General features: G+C 45.0%; 22 protein-coding genes. 15 read left to right on the forward strand and 7 right to left on the reverse strand.

Annotated features, from left to right (window positions below):
* Positions 1-84 precede the first annotated feature (84 nt).
* Positions 85-516: an Lrp/AsnC family transcriptional regulator gene (locus tag AAA952_RS04850; RefSeq protein WP_006079646.1), complete on the reverse strand. Its 432-nt coding sequence runs from the start codon at positions 514-516 to the stop codon at positions 85-87.
* A gap of 251 nt (positions 517-767) precedes the next feature.
* On the opposite strand from AAA952_RS04850, the gene yjeH reads away from it, so the two are divergent.
* Entirely contained in the window at positions 768-2,030 is a 1,263-nt protein-coding gene (gene yjeH / locus AAA952_RS04855) for an L-methionine/branched-chain amino acid transporter (RefSeq protein WP_113940284.1), read from the forward strand.
* A 288-nt stretch (positions 2,031-2,318) separates the two neighbouring features.
* On the forward strand, positions 2,319-3,143 hold the full coding sequence (locus tag AAA952_RS04860; protein ID WP_338254915.1) for an HDOD domain-containing protein: 825 nt from the start codon (positions 2,319-2,321) through the stop codon (positions 3,141-3,143).
* 177 nt (positions 3,144-3,320) lie between these two features.
* On the opposite strand, the gene AAA952_RS04865 is transcribed toward AAA952_RS04860, so the two are convergent.
* Both AAA952_RS04865 and AAA952_RS04870 read right to left on the reverse strand, forming a co-directional pair.
* The gene (locus AAA952_RS04865; RefSeq protein ID WP_105250590.1) at positions 3,321-3,782 is read right to left on the reverse strand and encodes a tellurite resistance TerB family protein; all 462 of its coding nucleotides are present in this window, start codon (positions 3,780-3,782) and stop codon (positions 3,321-3,323) included.
* 100 nt (positions 3,783-3,882) lie between these two features.
* Positions 3,883-4,413, reverse strand: coding sequence for a DUF2780 domain-containing protein (locus AAA952_RS04870; protein ID WP_338254918.1), 531 nt, complete (start codon positions 4,411-4,413; stop codon positions 3,883-3,885).
* Between the two features lie 190 nt (positions 4,414-4,603).
* Here AAA952_RS04870 and AAA952_RS04875 point away from each other — a divergent pair, with 190 nt between their 5' ends.
* Both AAA952_RS04875 and AAA952_RS04880 read left to right on the forward strand, forming a co-directional pair.
* Positions 4,604-5,311: a hypothetical protein gene (locus AAA952_RS04875; RefSeq protein ID WP_105250588.1), complete on the forward strand. Its 708-nt coding sequence runs from the start codon at positions 4,604-4,606 to the stop codon at positions 5,309-5,311.
* Positions 5,312-5,344: 33 nt separating this feature from the next.
* Entirely contained in the window at positions 5,345-6,823 is a 1,479-nt protein-coding gene (locus AAA952_RS04880) for a DUF4145 domain-containing protein (RefSeq protein WP_338254921.1), read from the forward strand.
* Between the two features lie 22 nt (positions 6,824-6,845).
* On the opposite strand, the gene AAA952_RS04885 is transcribed toward AAA952_RS04880, so the two are convergent.
* Complete coding sequence (locus tag AAA952_RS04885) at positions 6,846-7,193, reverse strand: hypothetical protein (RefSeq protein WP_173248166.1); 348 nt, start codon at positions 7,191-7,193, stop codon at positions 6,846-6,848.
* A 376-nt stretch (positions 7,194-7,569) separates the two neighbouring features.
* Between AAA952_RS04885 and AAA952_RS04890 the strand changes: the two genes are divergently transcribed.
* Positions 7,570-9,441: a methyl-accepting chemotaxis protein gene (locus AAA952_RS04890; protein WP_113940288.1), complete on the forward strand. Its 1,872-nt coding sequence runs from the start codon at positions 7,570-7,572 to the stop codon at positions 9,439-9,441.
* A gap of 402 nt (positions 9,442-9,843) precedes the next feature.
* Positions 9,844-11,715: a methyl-accepting chemotaxis protein gene (locus AAA952_RS04895; protein ID WP_173248164.1), complete on the forward strand. Its 1,872-nt coding sequence runs from the start codon at positions 9,844-9,846 to the stop codon at positions 11,713-11,715.
* A gap of 83 nt (positions 11,716-11,798) precedes the next feature.
* Here AAA952_RS04895 and AAA952_RS04900 read toward each other — a convergent pair whose 3' ends face one another.
* Complete coding sequence (locus AAA952_RS04900) at positions 11,799-12,770, reverse strand: LysR family transcriptional regulator (protein WP_113940290.1); 972 nt, start codon at positions 12,768-12,770, stop codon at positions 11,799-11,801.
* Positions 12,771-12,883: 113 nt separating this feature from the next.
* On the opposite strand from AAA952_RS04900, the gene AAA952_RS04905 reads away from it, so the two are divergent.
* The 3 genes from AAA952_RS04905 (at position 12,884) to AAA952_RS04915 (ending at position 16,053) form a co-directional block, all read left to right on the forward strand.
* The gene (locus AAA952_RS04905) at positions 12,884-14,092 is read left to right on the forward strand and encodes a multidrug effflux MFS transporter (RefSeq protein WP_113940291.1); all 1,209 of its coding nucleotides are present in this window, start codon (positions 12,884-12,886) and stop codon (positions 14,090-14,092) included.
* 141 nt (positions 14,093-14,233) lie between these two features.
* The gene (locus tag AAA952_RS04910) at positions 14,234-14,854 is read left to right on the forward strand and encodes a tRNA-uridine aminocarboxypropyltransferase (protein WP_338254923.1); all 621 of its coding nucleotides are present in this window, start codon (positions 14,234-14,236) and stop codon (positions 14,852-14,854) included.
* A 440-nt stretch (positions 14,855-15,294) separates the two neighbouring features.
* Positions 15,295-16,053: an IS5-like element ISSod6 family transposase gene (locus AAA952_RS04915; protein ID WP_338254925.1), complete on the forward strand. Its 759-nt coding sequence runs from the start codon at positions 15,295-15,297 to the stop codon at positions 16,051-16,053.
* Positions 16,054-16,414: 361 nt separating this feature from the next.
* On the opposite strand, the gene AAA952_RS04920 is transcribed toward AAA952_RS04915, so the two are convergent.
* Positions 16,415-18,535 carry a putative bifunctional diguanylate cyclase/phosphodiesterase gene (locus tag AAA952_RS04920; RefSeq protein WP_198572375.1) on the reverse strand — a complete coding sequence of 707 codons (2,121 nt, stop codon included), beginning with the start codon at positions 18,533-18,535 and terminating at the stop codon, positions 16,415-16,417.
* Between the two features lie 293 nt (positions 18,536-18,828).
* On the opposite strand from AAA952_RS04920, the gene AAA952_RS04925 reads away from it, so the two are divergent.
* Together AAA952_RS04925 and AAA952_RS04930 are read left to right on the forward strand one after the other, a co-directional pair.
* The gene (locus AAA952_RS04925) at positions 18,829-19,200 is read left to right on the forward strand and encodes a hypothetical protein (RefSeq protein WP_113940294.1); all 372 of its coding nucleotides are present in this window, start codon (positions 18,829-18,831) and stop codon (positions 19,198-19,200) included.
* 105 nt (positions 19,201-19,305) lie between these two features.
* A complete protein-coding gene (locus AAA952_RS04930) occupies positions 19,306-19,968 on the forward strand; it encodes a class I SAM-dependent methyltransferase (protein WP_338254929.1) in 663 nt (220 codons plus the stop codon).
* Positions 19,969-20,163: 195 nt separating this feature from the next.
* Here AAA952_RS04930 and AAA952_RS04935 read toward each other — a convergent pair whose 3' ends face one another.
* Positions 20,164-20,337, reverse strand: a complete 174-nt coding sequence (locus AAA952_RS04935) for a hypothetical protein (RefSeq protein ID WP_338254931.1) — start codon at positions 20,335-20,337, stop codon at positions 20,164-20,166.
* A 235-nt stretch (positions 20,338-20,572) separates the two neighbouring features.
* Between AAA952_RS04935 and AAA952_RS04940 the strand changes: the two genes are divergently transcribed.
* From AAA952_RS04940 to AAA952_RS04955, 4 genes are all read left to right on the forward strand, one after another.
* Positions 20,573-21,124 (forward strand): SMI1/KNR4 family protein, encoded by a 552-nt coding sequence (locus AAA952_RS04940; RefSeq protein WP_338254933.1) that lies wholly within the window; start codon positions 20,573-20,575, stop codon positions 21,122-21,124.
* 11 nt (positions 21,125-21,135) lie between these two features.
* Complete coding sequence (locus AAA952_RS04945) at positions 21,136-21,582, forward strand: DUF6985 domain-containing protein (RefSeq protein ID WP_338254935.1); 447 nt, start codon at positions 21,136-21,138, stop codon at positions 21,580-21,582.
* Positions 21,583-21,893: 311 nt separating this feature from the next.
* A complete protein-coding gene (locus tag AAA952_RS04950) occupies positions 21,894-22,310 on the forward strand; it encodes a hypothetical protein (RefSeq protein ID WP_219255522.1) in 417 nt (138 codons plus the stop codon).
* Positions 22,311-22,567: 257 nt separating this feature from the next.
* Positions 22,568-23,965, forward strand: a complete 1,398-nt coding sequence (locus AAA952_RS04955; protein WP_338254939.1) for an amidohydrolase — start codon at positions 22,568-22,570, stop codon at positions 23,963-23,965.
* The last annotated feature ends 127 nt before the right edge of the window (positions 23,966-24,092 follow it).

The raw sequence follows: 24,092 nt of genomic DNA on the forward strand, positions 1-24,092 counted from the left end.
CACTTCAATATTTTGCCCTGCCTCCAAACGGGCCTCGCCACCTTATTCCTAAGGGTGGCGTTTCTTGTTTTAGGGAGGCACGATTTACTCGCCGAGGTTATTAATCCATTCACTCATTACCACATGGGTTTTGATCTTGATGATGTCAGTGTGAGTGTCGATATACTCACGGATCTCATGCAGGCGGCGCATCGAGGGCGCATGCACGTACACGAGTAAATCCATATCACCAGAAATACCACGGCAGGTAATCACTTCGGGAATCGCTTGGAATACGTGTACCACGTCGGCGCAACGTGGACATTGATGCTGGATTTCGAAATAAGCCGATACTCCTTCTTTTTGCGACTCACTCAAGAGCACTTGATAGCCACGGATCACTCCAGTTTGTTCGAGCTTTTTTATGCGCTCGGCAACCGCACTACGGGATAGATTGACCTGTTCGGCGATATTCGACACGCTCTGGCGCGCATCCTGACGCAAACTATGAATGATGGCCGTATCGAATTTATCCAAGGGTGACTCCTGTGAAAATGGCTATATTGAATCTGTGTGTTATTTAGCCATTGGTTTGAATAACCACAGAATTCGCTAAGTATTTTGGATTAAAATTGCATCAAATCTTAAACTGACCGTCATTTTGATGGAAATAACGTTATTTGCCGCGATTTTGCCGGTATTGGACGTGGAGAACACTGAAATTAACGGCAGATTGTAGGGCGAAATCTCATTATACTGACAGCTCAAAAACCACAGAATATTAACAGATGAATTCAAATAGCGGAACTATAGGTCGTTGGCAAGGTGCGGGTTTAATGGCGACCACTTTGCTCGGTACAGGGGTATTTATTTTGCCTCAGATGACTATTGAAAAAGCGCATTCTGGCGCCTTAGTCGCGTGGATCTTGTTGACCTTGGCCATTATTCCTGTAGCACTGGTCTTTGGTCGTTTAGCGAGTGTATTTCCCCATGCCGCAGGTCCCGCTTACTTTGTCGAAAAAGCCTTTGGTCGCACTGCTGGTCGAACAATTGGACTGATCTTTTTACTGGTTGTGCCCATGGGGGCGCCGGCCGCGATTTTGATGACCTTCCAGTTTGTGAATGCCTTAATACCGATATCGGGTTGGTCCAAGGTTGGTGTTGAAATACTCGTGATTTTTGGCTTGTTTCTGATTAATTTAAGAGGCATCCAAGTGTCGGCTAAGCTGCAATTTGGCCTGACACTTTGCATTGTCGCCGTTGTTGTGGTCTTGTTTGGTGCGAGTAGTTTTCAGCAAGGTCATCTCACGACACTTGCTAGCCATGGTATGCCTGAAATGCCGACCGTGATGATTGCCGCTGGCATCGCTTTTTGGAGTTTCTTGGGGATAGAAGCTATGACCCATCTTGCAGATGATTTTCGTCGTCCGCAGCAGGATATGATCCCCGCTATGATGATGGGCACAGTGCTGGTGGGCGTGATTTATGTGGCTTGTACACTTTTACTGCTATTAGTGCCGACAGATAAAAGTGTCGCCATGATCGGCGTGTTTGACCAACTGCTCGGTGGTTACGGCGCACAAGTGATTGGTGTGTTAGGTATTGCAAGTGGATTGGCAACCGTTAACGTGTATGCGGCCAGTGCGGCACGTCTAGTCTGGAGTTTTAGTTGTGAAGGCATTTTACCGCGCTTCTTTGCCGTTAAGAATGCTCATGGTGTACCTATTCGCGCACTTGCTGCGCTGTTATCTGTGATGGCAAGCGTGATTGTACTGACTTACCTTACCGGGCAAGAGCTAGAGCACCTTATCGCATGGAGCAACGGCGTATTTGTGGTGATCTATTTGATGGCTATGCTCGCTGCCGCTAAGTTATTACCACGGCACAATTGGCCGCTGGTGGCGCTGGGTTGTGCGTTTTGCTTAGTATTAGGTTTTGCCCTAGGTGCAAGTATGTCCTATGTGCTTGTGTTGATCTTAGTGGTCGCACCATTTTTGTGGTGGCAAAAGACCCATATTAGTCGCAAACAAAGTTTGGCGTTACCTGAGTAATATTCGCACCCTCTGGGGCTAAATCAACATGATGGGTTAATTAAGAAAGCCCCGAACTCTTTATTGTCATAAGAGTTTGGGGCTTTCTTGTGTGGCTTAGTGGATTTCGAAACTGGATATGATTGAGTGCGATTAAATTGCATGAAATAAAGAGGTAAACCTTAAGTCTGATGGCCGCCAAACTTTGTTGCCGAAGGACTGCACATTACTGATATTTAATGTATCTCGGTGAGCGAGGCGATAACTTGTGTTCTATATTTTGATCATTCATACGGAAGGAGAATAAATATGGATTCAGCTGCGTTGCTCAATCGTGTCGATGAGTTACCTAGGTTACCTAAGGCGATCAGTGAATTGTTAGATGCGGTCAATGATGACAATGCGACAGTAAAAAGCATTGCCACTAAAGTTTCACACGATCCCTTAATCAGCGCTAGGGTGTTACGCCTTGCTAACTGTGCCCACTATGGACGTAGTCGAGAGGTTGGTACTATCGATGAAGCTGTTGTGCGTCTTGGGATGCAAACCTTACGAACCTTAGTGCTCGCATCGGCGGTGATTGGTGCAGTCCCTAAGTGTGAAGGAATAGATTTAGCCCAGTTTTGGGGGCAAACCTTTGAGATTGCGCTTTATAGTCAAGAAATGGCAAAGCGTTGTGGTGCTGTCCCAGAAGAAGCTTTTACTTGCGGTATCTTGCATCGTATTGGCGATCTATTGATTGCGGCAGTATCGCCTGAAGATGCGGCGAAAATTGCCGAAGCTGTGGCGCAGGGTAAAGATAAGCATCAGTTTGAGCGCGAGTTACTCGGATATGATTCCCCGGATATTGGCGCATTGCTAGCGAAGAATTGGAAGTTTACACCAGCGTTAGTGCAAGGCATTTTGTATCAAGACCACCCTAAGGATTCAAACCCATTTTCAAAACTTGCTGCGTTATTATGCTTATCTTACAAAGTTCTAGATGAGTGGGATACGATTGAGGATGATGAAAAAACCAGTTGGTTATCTCAATTAGCGACTAAGAAAGGATTGAAGATGGAGGTGGGCGGGCTAAGGACTAAGTTGACTGAATTACACGGTTCGGGATATGAGATCGGTAAAGCGTTAGCTTAGGAGCTTGTTTCGCTTAGTTTTTTGGTGAGTAGGGCTGCAGTAAAAATATTTTTAGCCAAAGAGCGATATCAATTTAGTCTTAAGAAGACAATCGCGTGAATGGGAAACGGGTGTTTCGCATTCACGCTTTTTTATGGGCTTTTGTTGATTTGCACTTTGACTGAATAGCGGATGTGGCTAGCCAGTTTGTTGGGTTGCAGCTATGGCAAGATTACGCATTTGGATCAACTCGCTGTGTTTGAGGTGCAACAAATCGGCGGTACGTCGAATGATCTGGTCTTCATATTGGGATAGCTGGCCATCGGCGTAGGCCAGTTGCCACATTGCGAGCAACAATTGCTGCTTTTGCGCTAGGCTAAATTCAGCGTTAATGGCTGAGGTGAATTCAAAGAGTGAGGTTGCGCTGCCTTGTACGCTTTTAGCTTCATCAATCAGTATCTTAGCGTCTACTTCTGACATTGATAAGGTATCGGTTAGCAGCTTAGGTAATAAGGCTTCTTCCTCTGCCGTTAAGGTCTCATCGGCAAACACGACTTCAAGTAACATACTCGCTGCGGCCAGTTTAAGTTGATGTGCCTTGTCTTCAGGGGAGACTGCTTGAGTATGAGCTTCAAAAAATCGTCTTAATTTCGCAATCATATTTAGCGGTTCTCATGCTGGAGGGAATATAAAGTAGAGTCGATTGGGAAGTGAAAGTTCACCCTAAACCTTGTATTGCTTAGGGTGAGGTAAGACTGAATTACAGTAGCGAGTTCAGACCTTTCACCAGTAAGTCTGAGGTGCCTTCAGTGCCATTGGTATCTAAGTAAGACTTAGCTATGTTGATCATTGGCATTGCTAGATCTTTAGAAATGCCCAATTTTTCAAAGGCGTCTAAAACCATAGCACTGCCTTGCAGTGATGAACCTAAATCACCCGCTTTGGATAATAAGCCAGAAACACCCGATTTTGAGTCCAATTTAGGCGCGGCGGCGAGCAAACTATCGGCATTAGGAATGCTGGCAGCCAGTTTTGAGTAGTCGGTTATTCCTAGGCTTGATTGCGCTAAGCCTAATAAACTGCCTAAGCCACCTTCGGCTTGAGTTTGGTTTAAACCCAATTGTGACATGACGCTGCCAACTAAATCATTCGACTGAGTTGCCGCTGCTGTAGTGGTCGCTTTTTCAGTTTTGGCTTGAGTTCCTGCCAAGTTATCTAACCAGCCTGCACTGGCGGGCGCCGCTAAAATACAAGTGCTGAGGAGGATAGAGAAGGTCAGAGTGTGTTTCATATGGAAGCGTCCTTTGATGGTTTGCGCACGAGTTCGCTGGACAGTTTAGCGGGTTTGTCACTTTTGTTGCAGTAGTTTTCTGTGATTTACGGTTCACACTGGTGATTTCTACTGTGCATTGCCAAGGGATTTTCGGTATCCTTAGCGGCAATTCTAAGTGTTAATTCATTTCAATTATTTGGAAAGTCGCATGTCACTATCCGCAATTTTGTCAGAAGCCTATAACTTCTTCCGTAATCATCTGGCGCAACTCGCTATGCTGACGATCCCATTACTCTTGATCCAAGTGGGGATCCAGTTATGGCTTGGTATAGAGATGAGTAAAGTTGATCTAGAAAACCCACAGTTTGGCGCGCCGCATATGATCGCCATGATGCTGTTACTACTTACTTTTTCGGTATTAATTGCCGCTTTGACTCTGTTTTTAGAACTGCGCTCACAAGGGCATAGTCCTTCAGCGGGAGTGGTGTTGAAGGCGAGTTTACCTTTTGTTCCACCATTATTATTGGCTGGGGTGTTTTCTGGTCTAGCGATTTTAGCACCAGTGATGCTGTTTGCCGCCTTCGGTCCTGTGTGGCTGGTAGGATTGGTAATTAGCTTCTATCTCTTTGCGCGTTTAGCCTATGTGAACTTTATGGTTGTGGTTGAGCGCTTAACACCGCTAGAAGCGATTAAGGGTAGTTTTAGTTTTAGTGGCCCTATCGTACTGAAAACCATTGCATTATTGATGTTATATTTACCACTCTCCGTCATAGGTAGCCAGCTTTCTGGGTTAGCGTCCATGGGCGGATTACCTGTGCAAATGTTAGCGGATACTTTTATGTCTTTTATTGGATTATTCGTTAACGTCGCTTTGTTCCGCTTATATATGGTGTCGAAAAAGCCAAGCGTCGAATAGTGCAACATCAATTCAGCCTGCAGGGAATCACTCATGGGGACGAAAACAGTCATTAAGGATAGTGAGTTTATCCACGATTTTTCGGTCTCCTTGAGTGATGATTACCTCAAGGCGAAAAGTTATGTGCAGGATGTGCCGACACAGTCGCTGCTACACATTCGCAGTTTTACCCATAAACTTACAGAGTTACTGGGGCAAGATAAGCAAATCGTGTTTTCGAGTCCGAATTTATACGATAGGATCGAACAGCTAAATCAGCGGCGCGTGATTGATGTGAAGACCACTCGTGCCCTGCATCGATTGCGTGCCGACGGTAACCGCGGTGCTCATCCTGAGAAATACCATCTCACCCAAGAACAATTACTCGCGCTAGCGCAAAAATCCATTAAAGATGTTCTGACTTTAGTCGAGCACTTGTATCCTAAGGTTAAAGGTCGAGTTGCCCCTGACTACTGTTATGAAGCGACTGACGCAATGACTGTGAGGGACTTGTGCTACCGCGCTGTGATGGAAGATGACCCGCAAGCGCAGTATTTGGTGGGGATATCGTTTAAGACCAAGGCTTTGATACTGAAAGAACAAGAACTGCTCAAAGAGCAAGAACTTGTGGCTGAAGCCGAAGCTATATCAAGCCAAGATTTATCCACAGTTTCACCTCTAAATACCATTTCTCACATTAGCGCTGCTGACAGTTTTGCCCGAGCGGCCTATTGGTTTTCCCTTGCGGCACCTAAGCACATGGAAGCCTTACATGAGCATGGCGTAGCACTGATCCACGGTTATCAAGGCGCGCCAGAAGTGGCTAAAGGTGAACAGATCATTGCCACTGCAGCTGCAGCAGGTGTGGTCAATGCGATGGCGTTATTGGGATATTTTTATCTTGTAGGCAGTGAGTCGTTTCAACCCGACAGCAAGTTAGCACAGCAATACTTACAAGGTGCTGCAGATGGCGAGCAAACCGAAGCGATGGCGAATTTAGGAGTGTTGCATTACCAGCAAAAGAACTTAACTCAAGCCTATCATTTTATAAGCAAAGCAGCACAAGCAGGTTATCCCCATGCCCAGTATCATTTAGCATTAATGCTTGCCAATGGAGATGGTTGTACTCGAGATATGATTGCCAGTGAGCATTGGATGGCCGAAGCTGCCGAGCAAGGACAACTCGATGCTATGCTCACGCGGGCGCAGCATATGCTCAATGATGACAATGCCTTTGGCAGTGATTTGACTCAAGCTGAGGATTATTTGCGCCAAGTGATCAAATATAGCCACAGTGTGCCTGCGATGATTGAGCTGAGTATGGCACTGGCCGACGGTATCTTAGGGCGAATTGATGTCGTTGGATCTGCGGCTTTACTTAAGCTGGCACGGCAAAATGCCAATAAAAAAGAGGCGGATATTATCGAGCCTCTGTGGCGTTCACTGGTATTACAGATTGAAAATGTGCTTGAGGTAACCCAAGATCCTGCCGAAATTCATAGCCTTAAACGCGCCCAGACCTTACTCGCTTGAGCGCAGTTTTGCTTCGATTGAACTAGTGTTCATCCTCTTTATGCTCAAAAGTGCGCCCTTGATGGCGTGTCGCATTAGATTCCCTAACAATAGTGTCAGATCCATAAACCTGACTCTGCGGCTCCTCTGTCGCGTGGGCATGCTGCATTGCGTTTGCCTGAGCCTGATTAAACTTAGCCAACTGACGTGCCATATAAAAACGGCTAAATAGGACTAAACAACCGAGCGCAATGGCGCCAAATAAGAGCACGAAGGGCAATAAAAATAGTGATAAACAAATTAGGCTAATGCTAATTGCCATCGCTAACCAAGCCCGTGGGCCAGAAATTCGGGTCTGCAGTGGGCTCTGTTGGAACTGTTGAAAAATCATAAGAACTCCTCGATAGGCAGTGGACATTTAGTGTGCAATAGCGAGTACGTATAGGTCACGTTAATCTTGATTAATTTACTTTATTTTACTCCGGAGGCCATTTGGGTGTTGCGCATTACTTTGATATGTGATCGCATGCCTATCTATATGTTGTTGCTCGAATAACGGTTGGTTAATTATATGTGTTTGCTAAAATCTTTTTGATGTAAATCTGAGCAATTTCTTTGCTAACTGTACAGAATATGAGAAAATTCAGCTCAAATTTAACTGCAGTTTTAGCTCAGTTAGCCGCCTTATTATATTGGTTGTAAATGTTCGTTCGACCCGCTCAAACACCCTCTTGTTTCACTGCTTTGTTAATTAATTAGACGCCAACATGAACTCATATTCGCTCAAGCAAAAAATTCTGTTCTCTGTCGTGGCAGCCCTTTCACTCGTGATTGGTTTGTTGTCATGGCAAAGTTATTCCAGCCAAAAATCCCAGCTGTTACAAAACAGCCTAGAACAAGTGCAGCGCTTAGGTGAACAGCAGGCTGAGCGGATCCAAGAATGGTTGGCTGGCCGCCAAGATATTATGGGAGCCCTGGCGAACAAAGTTGAAGGTGACAGCCTCAATACACTTCAACAAGCACAGGCATCGGGCCGTTTTCAGCTGACCTATTTTGGCTCTCAAGCAGGGCAAATGTTGGATTCTGATCCGAGTATTGATCGTACGGGCTATGATCCTCGCAGCCGCCCTTGGTATCAACAAGCCATCAGTGAGCGCGGTCTTATTTTGACAAAACCTTACGTGGATGTTGCCTATAACATTCTGGTTGTGACTATGGCACAGCCTACCGCACAAGGTGTTGTGGGTGGTGACTTATCTATCGCAAGCCTAGTTGACGGTGTTAATCGGATGAAGTTACCGGCAAACGGTTATGCCATCATGATGCACAAAGATGGCACAGTGATCGCTTATAAAGATCAAGCTAAGACGATGAAACCTATAGGTGAAATCGACAACGAGCTTAATCGCAACTTACCGGAACAGAGCCGTGCAGCGGGCACTCTGTTGCCTATGTATTTTGAAAATGAAGGACGTGACAAATTAGTCTGGAGCGTTGATATCCCTAATACAGATTGGGAATTAGTGTTAGTGCTTGATAAGGAAACGCTAGAAGCGCCATTGTCTAACCTATTACTCACTCAACTGGGTCTCTCTGCACTCGTACTGTTGCTGAGTGTGTTAGCCATTTCTTGGTTAGTTGGCATGTTACTGGGTCCTCTGAGTCGAGTATCGCAAGCCCTTGCGCGTATTGCCGATGGTAATGGTGATTTAACTCAACGTATTTCTGTCGATACTCAAGATGAAGTGGGCGTGCTTGCCGACAGCTTTAACCGCTTTGTGGGCAGTCAACATCAGCTGATCAGCCATATTCGCCAATTAGCGAATGAGTTAGATGCCGATGCTGAACGTAGTCTTGCCACCACGCAAACTTCTGTTGCCGAGTTACAACGTCAGCAGCAAGAAGTCGCTATGGTCGCGACTGCGGTAACTGAAATGGCGAGTGCGACTAATGAGATCGCAGCCAATGCTGAGAACACGGCAACAGCGGCTCAACAGTCAGCTGCGAGCAGTTTACAGGGCAAAGAGTTAGTGAATAAAACTCGTAACTCGATTAATTCTCTCGCCGATGAAGTGACTCAAGCAACGGATGTCATTGGCGATTTAAGTCGTCACGCTAAGTCTATCTCGAGTATTCTGGCGACAATTCAAGGGATTGCTGAGCAAACTAACCTGTTGGCGCTTAACGCAGCCATTGAAGCGGCTCGTGCTGGCGAGCAAGGCCGTGGTTTTGCAGTCGTTGCCGATGAAGTTCGAGTGCTTTCACGTCGTACACAGGATTCGACTCAGGAAGTACATACCACGATTGAAACGCTACAACGCACTACCGCTCGAGCAGTCAGCTTGATGGAAAGCAGCCAAGCATTAGCGGGTCATAGCGTAGAAGATGCCAATGCGGCGGCGAAAGCCCTTGAAGAGATCACACAAGCGGTCAACGTGATTTCAGATATGGCAGGCCAAATTGCTACCGCAGCGGAAGAACAGACTCAAGTGACGGGTGAAATAACCCAGAATACGGTTGCGATTAAAGATGTGACCGATGAGATTACCGCATCGGCCATGGCAGATTTGGCACAGGCGAGGGGCTTAAAAGCTCGCGCTAATGACCTGAATGCACAAGTCGCGACATTTATTCTGTAGCCTAAGTTTAAAATAGCGAATGATTTGATCTTGATATAAAAGTGCCATGAAATAAAAATGGCACTTTTATTACTTTTTCATCTAAATGCTTTTATAACTCATTTCTATTTAAGTTGAATTTAATTCGTAACTATTAGCATTAAGATAAGAGTAATTTTAAATTACATGAGATTTATAGTGCATATTTAAATATGCATAAATTAGGCGTCCTATTAAATAAGAGGTCGGTGCTCAGATACATACGTTGATCTATCTTGGATTTGTTGTGAGTTTGTTTATTCTTGCGGTCAAAATAAGTGTATTCTCCGTTATTTTTACGTATCTAAGTAAACTAAGCGCTACTAGGAATAGTTATTATTTTTGGTCAGCATAATTATCCAGTTTTTATTCGTGAAATATATTATGAAATCATATTCATTAAGACAAAAAATCCTTTTTTCCGTAATTCTCGCTCTCTCATCGGTAATTTTACTGTTATCTTGGCAAAGTTATACAAGTCAGAAGAAAGTACTATTAGACGTGAATTTAGAACAGGCTCAACGTCTTGGAGACCAGCAAGCGTTACTAATTAGTGAGTGGCTTGCAAGTCGTCAGAAAATTGTTAAAGGTCTTGCTGGGCAGCGCAATAATGACATTGTGCAAGCAATGAAACAGGCTAAGCAATCGGGAGGGTTTGAATCGACATATTTTGGTGAGTCTAACGGCAATATGAGAGATTCAGAGCCTGCAACTGACTATACAAATTATGATCCTCGTACACGACCTTGGTACCAAGAGACTATGCGAACTGGTGGAAGTGTATTTACTCGACCTTATCTTGATACTGCTTTTAATATTCTAGTGGTGACTTTGGCCGAGCCTGTTGCAGGTGGAGTTATTGCTGGAGATCTATCGATTAGTAATCTTATCGAAGAGGTCAACCGCATGAAATTACCGGCAAACGGCTATGCCATCATGATGCACAAAGACGGCACAGTGATCGCTTATAAAGATCAAGCTAAGACGATGAAACCTATAGGTGAAATCGACAACGAGCTTAATCGCAACTTACCAGAACAGAGCCGTGCAGCGGGCACTCTGTTGCCTATGTATTTTGAAAATGAAGGACGTGACAAATTAGTCTGGAGCGTTGATATCCCTAATACAGATTGGGAATTAGTGTTAGTGCTTGATAAGGAAACGCTAGAGTCACCACTGTCGAGTTTGTTACTCACTCAGTTTGGGCTTTCTGCACTCGTGTTGATCTTAAGTGTATTAGCCATTTCTTGGCTAGTAAGTGTCCTGCTGGGTCCTCTGAGTCGAGTATCGCAGGCGCTGGCGCGTATTGCCGATGGTAATGGTGATTTAACTCAACGTATTTCTGTCGACACTCAAGATGAAGTGGGCGTGCTTGCCGATAGCTTTAACCGCTTTGTGGGCAGTCAACATCAGCTGATCAGCCATATTCGCCAATTAGCGAATGAGTTAGATGCCGATGCTGAACGTAGTCTTGCCACCACGCAAACTTCTGTTGCCGAGTTACAACGTCAACAGCAAGAAGTCGCTATGGTCGCGACTGCGGTAACTGAAATGGCGAGTGCGACTAATGAGATCGCAGCCAATGCTGAGAACACGGCAACAGCGGCTCAACAGTCTGCAGCGAGCAGTTTACAGGGCAAAGAGTTAGTGAATAAAACTCGTAACTCGATTAATTCACTCGCAGATGAAGTGACTCAAGCAACGGATGTCATTGGCGATTTAAGTCGTCACGCTAAGTCTATCTCGAGTATTCTGGCGACAATTCAAGGGATTGCTGAGCAAACTAACCTGTTGGCGCTTAACGCAGCCATTGAAGCGGCTCGTGCTGGCGAGCAAGGCCGTGGTTTTGCGGTCGTTGCCGATGAAGTTCGAGTGCTTTCACGTCGTACACAGGATTCGACTCAGGAAGTACATACCACGATTGAAACGCTACAACGCACTACCGCTCGAGCAGTCAGCTTGATGGAAAGCAGCCAAGCATTAGCGGGTCATAGCGTAGAAGATGCCAATGCGGCGGCGAAAGCCCTTGAAGAGATTACGCAAGCGGTCAACGTGATTTCTGATATGGCAGGCCAAATTGCTACCGCAGCGGAAGAACAGACTCAAGTGACGGGTGAAATAACCCAGAATACGGTTGCGATTAAAGATGTGACCGATGAGATTACCGCGTCGGCCATGGCAGATTTGGCACAGGCGAGGGGGTTAAAAGCTCGCGCTAATGACCTGAATGCGCAAGTCGCGACATTTATTCTGTAATCGCTATTCTTAATAGCGTGCCTCGATATTAGCCCGATAAAGCCTTTGCTTTGTCGGGCTTTTTACTGATCGTTTTTGTCGTGTTAAAGCATTTCTGTGGGATTGAATAACTTAGCCACACTTTGACAAATGGTTTCTCTAATCCATTTATGCCCTTGATCTTCATCATTTCTTTGATGCCATAACAACACATAGGCCATTGGCATAAATTCGAAAGGCAGTGGCAGTTGTTTGAGCGGATAAAGTTGGCAGGCGTGACGGGCAAAGCTCGACGGCAGAGTGAAGATTAAATTGCTGTGGGCGCAAACGCTGGCTGCACCATAAAAGTCGGGTACAGTCGTGCTGATCCGGCGTCTATGCCCAAGATCGGCAAGAAAGTAATCCAGTGCCCACCAATCACTACCTTCACAACGAACCTGCACATGGGCCATATCGAGGTAAAGGGGTAAATTCCATTGTTCTGAGGTGAGCGCCGCCATCAGCGGGTGATCCTCTCGCACTAAGCAGACTTGTTGATCGGTAAATAATGTTTGATAGGCAATCCCTTCGGGCAGGCGATCCACTTGAAAATCCGACAGTGGATGCAAATCTCGCCCTGAAATGCCAAAGTCGATTTGCCCTTGCTGCAAATCCTGCATCGATTTTTCGGTCCAGACATAGGAGTCGAGTTTGACGTTGGGTGCCGTGGTCAGCATAGGGCCGATAAAATATGGGATTAGGGTTTCATAGGCGCTTTCCACCATGGCAAAAGAAAATTGTCGATTGCTACTGGCAGGATTAAAGGTCGGAGGCTGAGTGAGTTGATACAAGTCTTGCAATATATTCGGCAGTTTTTGCCCAAGAATGAGGGCGTGCGCGGTGGGTTTTAAGCCATGCGCCGTGCGCTGAAATAGGGGATCATCTAAGGTTTCTCGGAGTCGATTTAAGCTCTTACTGAGGGCTGACTGACTTATATGTAATCGGCTGGCGGCGCGAGTGACACTTTGCTCCTCTAGCAGCACTTTGAGTATGACCAGCAAGTTCAAATCGATTCTGGCTAAGTTGTCGATATTCACAGATATTCCTCAGAGGAAATTTACTTTGGAAATTATACCATTTCTGTTCATACCTTGAGTTAATTAAAATAGCGCCCACTGAAATACCTTTCCCTGATCAACTGAGATTATTTATGCGGCGCAATCTGTTACCTATCCTGATGTCTATGGTGCTGCTCAGCCCATTAGCCATCGATATTTATTTACCTTCAATGCCAACTATGGCGACAGAATTCGCCGTATCTGCCAGTGATGTGCAATCCACGCTCGTATTGTTTTTATTCGCCATGGGCTTAGGCCAAGTGTTGATTGGGCCATTAGCCGACCGTTATGGCCGCCGTCCTGTGGCCATTTTCGGGGTCTTACTCTACGGCGCAAGTAGTCTTCTCGCTGCCGCGGCCATCGAGTTTCATTGGTTACAGATTGCTCGTGTGCTGCAAGGTTTAGCCGCCTGTTCAACTTCTATTGTGGTGTTTAGTGCAGTGCGCGACTGCTACTCACAAAAAGAAGGCGCTAAAATTTACAGTTACTTAAATGGCGCGATTTGCGTGATCCCAGCTTTAGCACCAACCTTAGGTGGCTTGTTAGCGATGCAATTCGGCTGGCGTTCAACCTTCGTTTTCATGACGTTATATGCCATGTTGATGATGCTCGTTGTTGGTTATCGCTTACCTGAGACTCGTCCAGCCAACACTGTTACTACTGGCCCACTTTACCGTTGGGGCAGATTCAAACCTGTACTCGGTAACACCCACTTTTTGTTTTATGCCTTTGCTTGTATGTCGGCTATGGCGGCTATTTTGAGTTATGTGTCTTATGCGCCTGTGTGGTTGATTGGGCATTTAGGGGTTTCTGAGCTGGCGTTTAGTGGCTTATTCGGACTCAATGCTGTGTTCAATATCGTGGCCTGTTTTGCGGCACCGATCGTCATTCGCAAATTGGGTAATCGTCCAACGGTTATTTTGGCTCTGTCTTTACTCGTTCTGTCTTCAGTGGCGACAGTGGCGGGTCAACAGTTTGGTCCAAATACAGGGATGGCAGCAGCTTTTAACTTCATGTTACCTATGATGTTGTTATGTGTGGGATTTGCCTTCTTACTCGGCCCTGCGACGAGTATGGCACTGTCAGCTTTCGGTGAACGAGCGGGGACTGCCGCGGCTATGCTAGGTTTTATTCAGATGAGTGGTGCATCCGTTTTAGCTGGACTTATACAGCAAACGAATTTAACAGCACCTTATGCAGTGGCACTCGTCATGGGCGTGTTTTCTATCGGTTTATTGTTGATGATGGCGCTGAGTCGATTCGACCACTGGCACCAAGAGCAATTAGTTGGCGAGCATTAGTTCGCGGCACTGATTAATTACAGAGTACACCCTTTACCCACAGTTTGTTTGACCGCGAACTGTGGGTATTTTTTATTGTGTCTAATACCCTTTTATCCTTTGGTATACTCGTAAAATAACTCACTAAACCGAGGGTAAAGCTTGTCCCGTCACTATTGTGCTATCTGTCGTTATCCGCAAAATGCTTGCTTATGTGCGAGCGTTCAGCCTATCTCTCCAATAACTCAGTTGGTGGTTTTACAGCACCCGAGTGAAGTCGAGCATAAGAAGAATAGTGTGCGGGTATTGAGTCTTGCTGTACCTAAAACGCAAGTTTATGTGGGTGAAAGCGAGTCTGATTTCAACGGTTTACGGGAATATTTAGCGGCGTGTAATAAGCCTATTTATCTCGTCTATCCCTCTGCGTTAAGTGTAAGTGTTGAACAGCAACGTATTAATCCTGATTGTATATTGCTGTTGCTCGATGGCACTTGGCGTAAGGCATTCAAAATGCTGCAACTGAATCCTTGGTTAACCCAGTATCCTGCGGTGCATTTGGCTGAAGGTTATGAATCGCGCTATCGGATCCGTAAATCGAGTCGTAGCGATAGTTTATCGACCTTAGAAGCTTGCGCTTATATGTTAAGCGCCCTCGATCCTACCCTTGATGTTCAGCCGTTAATGATGGCATTTGACGCTATGGTGGAATTGCGGATTAAGGCGATGCCGAGTACAGTGCAGGCTCGTTATCAGAACTCAAATGAATCCAGTGGTAAGGTATAGTTGATGGGGTTAAGGCTATTGAGTCTTAGATGTTTTAGGTATTAATTAGTGCTTTTAAGTTATTGAGTTTTTGAGACTCCGTACGAATTAAAATAGTCAAAATCTTATTCAGATCACGCTAACTTAATGTGAAATACGGTTTAATAACTGGGATTCATTTGCACAGCAAATGATGAGATAGCTTTGCCAGCCAATTGCTTTGCAGGGGAGTGATTCCATTCATTACTATTAGTAAATGGCGTGCTGGCAGGGCTATCGAGCTTAAATATAGTGTTTTTATTGATAATGATGAGAGCGCTTTGCCAGGCCATCATTGGCTTTGCAGGGGAGTAGATTCCATTCATTACTATTAGGGTCTGTTGATCTTTCGAGAGTAATTTTTAGACAGCATGGCAAGACGTTATAATTTGCTTCGCCAAAAGTAACCATAACCTCAAGCCATGCCAAGACTTATGCTAACCGATGCACGCTGGGAAAAGCTATTTCATTTAATGAAAAGCACAGGCCGTGTTTATGACAAACCTGAACATAGACAAACATTCGAAGGTATTCTTTACCGCCTTAGAACAGGTATCCCTTGGCGAGATTTACCTAAAGAGTTCGGTCATTGGAGCACGGTCTTTAGACGGTTTCATTTATGGTCTAAGAAAGGCGTTCTAGCACATTTATTCAAGGCCTTAGCCAACCTTGCTGATATAGAATGGGTCTTTATTGATGGCTCGATAGTGCGGGCTCACCAGCACAGTGCAGGTGCAGCGATGCTAAGTAATGAGAGTATTGGTAAAAGTCGAGGCGGTAATTCAACCAAAATTCACTTAGCCGTCGACAGCGGAGGATTACCGATTTATTTCGAATTATCAGAAGGCCAAAAACACGATATTACACACGCCCCCAGCTTAATTGAGCACCTGAAGCAGGTTGATACCGTCATTGCAGATAAAGGTTATGACAGCGATGCTTTTCGTGAACTTATCGCCAATAAAGGCGGGAAATCTGTTATTCCAAGGCGCCGCTATAAGAATACACCTCAAGAAAGAGTCGATTGGTGCTTATATCGGTATCGACATTTAGTGGAGAATGCTTTTGGAAGAATTAAGCACTATCGAGCAATATCAACAAGATATGACAAGCTAGCAAGAAATTACGCCAGTATGGTGTCACTGGCGTTTATGTTAATGTGGCTGCCGATGTATTGCTGAACAACATTTGTACAGCAAAGATCAACAGACCCTAGTAAATAGAGTGCTGGCAGGGCTATTGAGCTTTAAATATGGTGTTTTTGTTGATAATGATGAGAGTGCTTTGCCAGGCCATCACTGGCTTTGCAGGGGAGTAATTCCATTCATTACTATTAGTAAATGGCGTGCTGGCAGGGCTATCGAGCTTTAAATATGGTGTTTTCTGCAAGAAAATCTTTCCCCTTAGTTCGCGACCCATCAAAATATTTCGATAAAACCTTAGCGGAATCTTTCGTTTTCCGTTGTAAACGTTGAGAGCGTTAATTTGGTACGCAGGTCGGATTATCGAGCCGATGCGAACATCGGCAGTCCTAAATCTGTTCTAGGCTAAGCGTTTTTCCGCAAGAAAGGCTTGGGTGAAGTTTTCAACTGAACTTGGGTAGCCAAATAGAAATCCTTGGGCGAAACCTTGGCCCATATCTGTCATTATGTCTTTTTGTTGTTGAGTTTCAATACCTTCTGCGACGAAGTGAATGTCGAGTGCTTGTGCGAGTTGCACTATAGCATTGCAGAGCTTTTGTCCTGAGACTTCGTTTAAGCGCAAGGCAAACTCGGCATCAATTTTGACGCTGTCTATTGGCAAAGTCCCTAAGCGACTGAGTGACGATAACCCAGTCCCAAAATCATCGATGGCAATGCTGACACCTAACGCTTTAATACGATTGAGTGTGAGTCGTGCTTGCTCCGGTTGTCGTAACAATGCCGATTCGGTAATTTCTAAAATCAGTGCTTCAGCGGGTAACGTCGCCATTTCTAAGGCATTTATCACTTGGTCGATAAAATCTAAGTGTTCTAATTGCAGTGGTGACACATTGACTGAAATTCTAAAGTCGGGTTGATAATGTGCTCGCCAGAGGGCCGCTTGTACACAGGCCTGCTCTAATACCCATTGGCCAATGCTGACAATTAATCCTGTTTCCTCAAGCAATGGCACAAAGTCGGCAGCTTCATAATATTCTGTCGGTGACTTCTGCCAGCGGAGCAGGGCTTCGGCAGCAATAGTTTTATTTGTGTGTAAATCGACTATAGCTTGATAAGCGAGAGTGAATTGTTTTAGGCTATGCGCATGCCTTAGGTTATTGATTAACTGTAATTTTAACTCGGCTGCTAGGCTCATTTCCTTATCGTAAAACACGAGATGCGGTAAGCTCTTTTTAGCGCAATACATAGCAGTATCGGCAAGACTAATCAGTTGTCCCGCTTGGTTACTGTGGGTAGGAAATAGCGCGATGCCTATGCTGGTGCCGAGGAAGAACTTTTGGCCTTCAATTTCAAAGGGGCTCTCAAATAAGCTGAGAATCTGCTCTGCAAACAGCTGAATTTCATCTTTACAGCTACAGTCTTGCAGCACTAAGGTAAATTCATCTCCTCCCATACGGGCTATATCGGCCTTTTCGATACAACCTGCTTCGAGTCTGGCTGCGACGAGTTGTAATACTCTATCGCCCATGGAGTGACCGAAGCTGTCATTGATATTCTTGAAACCATTGAGATCTAAAAACATCAACGCGCCCAGTGCGAGGGGATCAGTTTTAAGTTTTTCGAGGGCACTATTGAGGATCTGTTTGAGATGGAACCGATTAGGTAATCCAGTCAAGGTATCGTACATAGCCCGAGTTGTTAGCTGGGTTTCTAATAGTTTCTTCGTACTAATATCACTGAAAATATTCACATTATAATGAGCATTATCTTCAGTGACGATTTTACGACTGCTCTGCCAAGCAGGAAAGTTACTGCCATCTGAACGTCTTTTCCATGTTTCGCCCTGCCAAAATCCCCTTTGTTTCAAGGCGATCTGGCATTCGGTTTCTTCCCCCATATTATGGGTTCTTACTTCTAAAAATTCAGGGGTTTTACTGATGAGCTGCTCAGCGCTATAGCCGCAAATACGACACATGGCTTTATTGACAGCCAAAATTTGATTATCAGTGTCAGTGATATACACAGCTTCGGCACTTTCTTCGAGCGTGGTCGACAAAATTTCTTTGGGAATATGAGCAAAACCATCAGAAATCGTTTCGCGCATTTGATTGCGGCGATTAAGAGCTTGTAATTCAACGAGTACCACGGGCTGTTGTTGCAGATAACAGCGATAGAGATTAATTCGAGTCGGCAGTTCATTGCCTTGTTGGCTCATGTGCAGCCAGTTGAATTCAACATTATTGCCTGCAATGGCTTCGAGGATCATTTCCCGTGCAAATTCAACACTATTGCGGCCTGAAGATTGGATCCTCGGAGAAAAATCATAGGGAGTCGCATTCACAAAAGCATCGTATTCAGTCTCAAAATAACTGAGGGTGGCTTGGTTGGCACTAATAAAGCTAAAGCCTTGAATTAAGGCTAAGGGGGTTTTATGGGGATGTGCTTGCCAGAGAGACAGCTTTTCTTGCAGTACAGGATCATCTGTACTGAGTTTCTTAAGTAAGTGTTGCCATCTGATCATTCAGGATACTCCCTTGTGACGCAAAATAGTCACATCCCATTTTTAGGTCTTCGTTGAACACGAAGTTGCCCAATAGTACATCATTCCAATGGGGTTAAAAATAAACCTAATTGTTGTTTCACTCAAATAGAAACTTAAAAAGTGTAGTTTAAGACTTGTATTCAAGCATATTTTTTAAGAACACCTGCTGCATATTTCAAGCTTAGGCAGATTTTATGCTATGTTTTGCACATCTTGCGTGAATTGGCTTTTATCATTGATTCATTCAATTATCGAATACAAGGAGACATGGAATGGCGTATTTATTTAAAGTGTTAATCTCTAAAATATTAATATCGCTAGTCCTCATCTTTAGTTTTCATCTCGCGTTAACAAATGCCGCCGAGGCGCCAAAGCCTAGATTGACCCTAGAGCAAAAAGCCGATAAGGCACGCATCGACTCACAGCGATTAGAACAGGCTCAATTAGAAAAGGCCCGTCAAGCCACTAAAGAGACGACAGAGCGGGAAGATAAAATTAAGCAACAATCCCAAACCAACGATTGGGAAGCGCAGCAAAAACTTAAGGCACAAAAACAGTTCGACGAAAGAGAAAGTCGCGAGCAAAAATATTTACGGGAAGCAAAAGAAGCCGCCGCAAAAGAGCGTAAAATCCCTAAACCTTAATCAGGCCATCGATATAGTCGATTTCAGCTGGTCAGTGCTAGCATTATTTGTGGGCATTACGACTATTCTCATTACTATGCACCTTAATATCCCTAGGAATTGTTGTTGAATATCTGCCCCTTATGTCATGGCGTTGAATTACTCGCTTATCATCAAGATAGGAAGCGTAGCTACCAGCAATGCCAAACCTGCCAACTGGTGAGCGTGCCTTCTGAGTTTTATCTTTCGGCCGAGGCAGAAAAAGCCGAGTACGATAAGCACGAGAATCATGCCGATGATCTCGGCTATCAAACATTTTTAAATCGCACACTCGAGCCACTACTTAGCCGTGTTAGCATTTCGGCCCAAGGGCTCGATTTTGGCTGCGGAGAAGGTAAGGCATTGAGTCTAATGGCAAAGGCGCGCGGTTATCAGATAGATAATTACGACATTTATTACGCCAATAATCCCGAAATGTTAGCCCGCCAATACGACTTTATTACCTTGACCGAAGTCATAGAACACGTGAGTGGTGCCGCAGGGTTGCTTACTCAGCTCGATAGGTTATTAAAACCCAACGGCATTTTGGCGGTCATGACCAAGCGTGTGCAGGATAAAACCGCATTTGCCCGCTGGCACTATAAAAACGATCCCACCCACATCAATTTTTACGCCGAAGCGACCTTTGAGTGGCTCGCGCATCACTATGGCTGGCGACTCGAAATTATCGATAAGGACGTAGTCTTCTTGCATAAAGAGATGCATAAAGGAATTCATCAGTCGAGTTAATGCTGTTGTCGCTTAAATGTACTTATCATCAATTTGTGACGCTATAGATGCCTGATTTTCTATGGGTTTTGTTGTAATGCCAGTGGCTATTACTAATACCTCAAGCTCTGACTCAAGATTAGGGTTAGCCGTTAGCCCGATAATCACTAGGGCATCGTGGGGGCGTTGTTTGTTTAGCACGCCTATCTGATTGTATTAACTGAGTTCTATGGTGTTCCTCGCGACTACACGCACAATTGCCGCTAGTGCTTGGTCTATATCATCGAGTAGTGGATGTTGCACCGAACGTTTACTCGTATTCTGCGTGTGGTTTGCAAGACGCTCGACTAATTCATTCACCGATATTTTGTGTGGCGAACGAGGGCTCAAACTGAGTAAGGGTCACTTGACGCTGAAAATTAGGCTGTATATCTAGTTAATAAGGTATGACTGGAATAGCGGCTTAGTAAGTCATAGAAGGCTGCGACAAAATCTGTCGCAGTAATATGAAAATAGAATTTATGTGGTTAATTCGATTAAATAAGTTCGCCAAGTGTATATGTTAGCGGTATAAAGCAAACGGATTAACACTGCGGCCAAGTGTCAAGATGAAGGAATAAATACAATGGATGTTAAGACGTATCTACAAGCATTGAGTGCTATTTACGCCAACATGAATCAAACATTAGAACTGGATCGTGGCTTATCAAACTCAGTCTTAGATGAAGCCGAAAAACAATTAGGTTTTAAATTTGTTTCTCCGTTAAGGGAGCTTTGGGGATATGCCAATGGCGGCAATGAGTGGAGCACAGTCTTTGCCCGGAAAGATTACTTTTGCCGGTATGATTTTTTGTCATTAGCCTCATCTCTTACATATCGTGACCGAATGAAAAAACGGGCCCAGCACTACGCTGATTACCAAGAGCCAGAAGTGCGGGATCCCAAAATCCAATCGGGATGGTATCAAGAAGGTTGGCTGCCCTTTGCCCAATTTGGGTGTGGCACATTACTCTTGATTGCAGATCATTCGCCCTCGGCATTAGGCCAAATGGGACAAGTGATAGCATACACCCATGACCCCGATATGATGGACTTTATTAGCCCAGATCTAAGCCAATTTTTTGCACAATCCTTGGCGCAAATCGCGCTATATCCAGATGAATTAATTGAGGATTAAGGATAACAAAAATGTACGATCCATTATTCAACAAACCTAGTGAACTGATTATTGAAGGTGAGCTTCAGGGCAACGATAAGTTACGCATAAAAATGCTCGAAGACGTTTCTCTGATGACACAAGAGACGAAGTATCAAATTCTAAATGCTATGCTCAAAATGCATAAGTACTTTGAAGATTATTGCGGTGACTTAGAGATTTCTTTAAATACCATCAATGAAATAGCCGCAAATACCCAGCCGTTGTACATTATATTGGATGACACCAGCACAATGGAGACTCGGGCAATTCGTTATCATTACGCCTGCAACTGGGAAACCGATCATGGGGTTGAAGTGATGGTACTCAATGGTAATCAAGTGATTTTTGTGGGCAACTGCGGTTACACCTATGGTGTGTTATTAGCCTCCATTGATAGTACTTTATCCCTTCAAGATGAAGAGCTTAATTTTCTGTGAGTTGCTGACTAAATTTCATTACCGTTATTCCCGCGCAATACTGTGTTACTCAGAAAGGCAATTTTAGCTAGGCATTTTAGCCAGACATCCACATATGATGGCTCTTGTTCAAGTAATTTTAGCCAGTACAGGTGGTAGAGAAACCGAAAGTGCATTATGTTGTTGATTTAAAATGGGTGGCTAGACTTTGGCTGGTAAACCAAGCTAAGGAGCCAAAACGTAACAAAGCGTTTAAAATCCTTCGCTTTACTCACTGGAAGTTCAAACTGCTGCTTCAGTTTGAAACTCCTTTAACACGGAGTTAACTTCCTATGACACCTGAATATCTAGCCAAACAAGTTGAATTTATTGACTGGCTCTCGGCTGCAAGTCCGATTGAAGGCGTATTGGGTTCTACATATGGATGGGAGTGGCTGCCTACAAGCAGAGATCAAGAGGATCCTTTGAATGGTCCGAAAAAATTGGAAGAAACAAAAGACGCGGAGATGCTTGTGTATAAATCGGCGCTCAGATCTCTGAGAAAAATTGGCCGGTCACATCCTTTGCTTGTGTATGGTCCTCATGATTTTACTGAGAGCTTTAGAGGCGGCGCACTCTTTGCCTTCAAAATGGCAGCGAGAGAGGCCGCTCTCAGACAAAAGGGCGTATGGAGTGAGGTGGCTGAGTTGTATAGCCAAGGCCGATGGCCATGTGGTTTTAAAGAAAATCGTGAATTTGTTGTTTTGTGACTAAAGCTAACGATGCCAAGCATTGGGACAGCTTTTCCGTTGCCTTGAGTTTCTTTAACTGAGATCCGCCATCCCTATCTTTTTTCAGGTTGATTTATCTAAAAGCTAGATTCCCGCCCACAGCATTGCGGGAATGACGGTTAAAGACAGCCTCTAATGAAGCACAGTCTTTTTTACCTTTATCATTAAATCTATTAACAATTTCTCCTTGTCCGTGTAGTTTAGGTAGCTTATAAAAACAACAATAGGCTATCGCTATGACTTTACCCTCTGTATCACTTGCTGCATCAACATCATTTGAATTTAAGCCCCTAGTAAATAAATCTCATTTTTCCAAGACCTTACTCGCTTCAGCCTTAGCCTTGAGCTTTATGGGCGCGGGTTTGAGTTCGGCGCAAGCGGCGGCCAGTGCTATGCCTGATGCGGCTAAGTTGGCGGCGGGTGTGGAGCAAAAGGTGATCGACTGGCGCCGTGATTTGCATCAACACCCTGAGTTGTCTAACCGTGAGTTTCGTACCAGCAAGATTATTGAAAAACATCTGAAATCTTTAGGGTTAGAGGTACAAACGGGGGGGGCGCATACGGGCGTGGTGGCCATTTTGAAAGGCGGAAAGCTGAAAGGTGGCAAGCCTGGTCCGCTGATTGCGATTCGAGCAGATATGGATGCACTGCCTGTGACTGAAGTGGTCGATGTGCCTTTTGCCTCTAAGGTGACAGACACTTATCGCGATCAAAAAGTGGGTGTGATGCATGCCTGTGGCCACGATACCCATGTGGCTATGTTAATGGGCGTGGCCGAAAACTTGGTTAAAGTGAAAGAAAGCCTAGCGGGGGATGTGATGTTTATCTTCCAACCCGCTGAAGAAGGTGCGCCAGAGGGTGAAGAGGGCGGCGCGGAATTGATGCTCAAAGAAGGGCTGTTTGCTCAGCGCAAACCCGAGCAAGTATTTGGTATGCATGTCACCTCGAGTATGCCGAGTGGCATGATTGGCCTGCGCAGTGGCCCAGCAATGGCGAGTGAAGACTCTTTTACCATCAAAGTGAAAGGCAGCCAAACCCACGGTTCACGACCTTGGAATGGGGTTGATCCTATCGTCGCTGCGGCGCAAATTATCACTAACGTGCAAACGATCGTCAGCCGTCAGGTGGATATCACTAAAGCGCCGGCGGTGGTGAGTTTTGGCGCGGTCAATGGCGGTATTCGCTCTAACATTATTCCCGATGAAGTCGAGCTGATTGGCACTATTCGCACCTTCGACCAACCTATGCGCGCCGATATTAAAGTGCGTCTAGCGCAAATGGCCGAGCTGTCGGCGAAAACCTTAGGGGCGACTGCCACTACTGAGATCCATCAAGGTTATCCTGTGGTGGTCAACAATCCCGAATTAGTCGCCAGTATGCGGCCTGTGCTTGCGAGTGTGGTGGGCGATAAGATGCTGATTGAACCTGGGTTAATCACAGGTGCCGAAGACTTTGCTTACTACGCCTTAGAAACGCCGGGGATGTTTTTCTTCCTCGGGGTGACGCCAAAGGGAACGGACCCTGAAACGGCGGCTAGCAATCATTCTCCGGCATTTTATGTGGATGAAAGCGCGCTAAAAGTGGGCGTTGAGGCCATGACCAAAGTGGCGTTAACGGCGCTCAAAGCCCAATAAGTGGCTAATGCATTATTCCGTAAGCGCTGCGGTATAACTTGAGCTTACAAAAAATCGGCGCGGGATACGCTTCCTGCGCTTGATTTGTTAAACAATTTACCTCTATATGTGGATATTTACAGCAAGG

The organism is Shewanella sp. M-Br (genome assembly GCF_036245925.1).
In the GTDB taxonomy this organism is placed as follows: domain Bacteria; phylum Pseudomonadota; class Gammaproteobacteria; order Enterobacterales; family Shewanellaceae; genus Shewanella; species Shewanella oncorhynchi.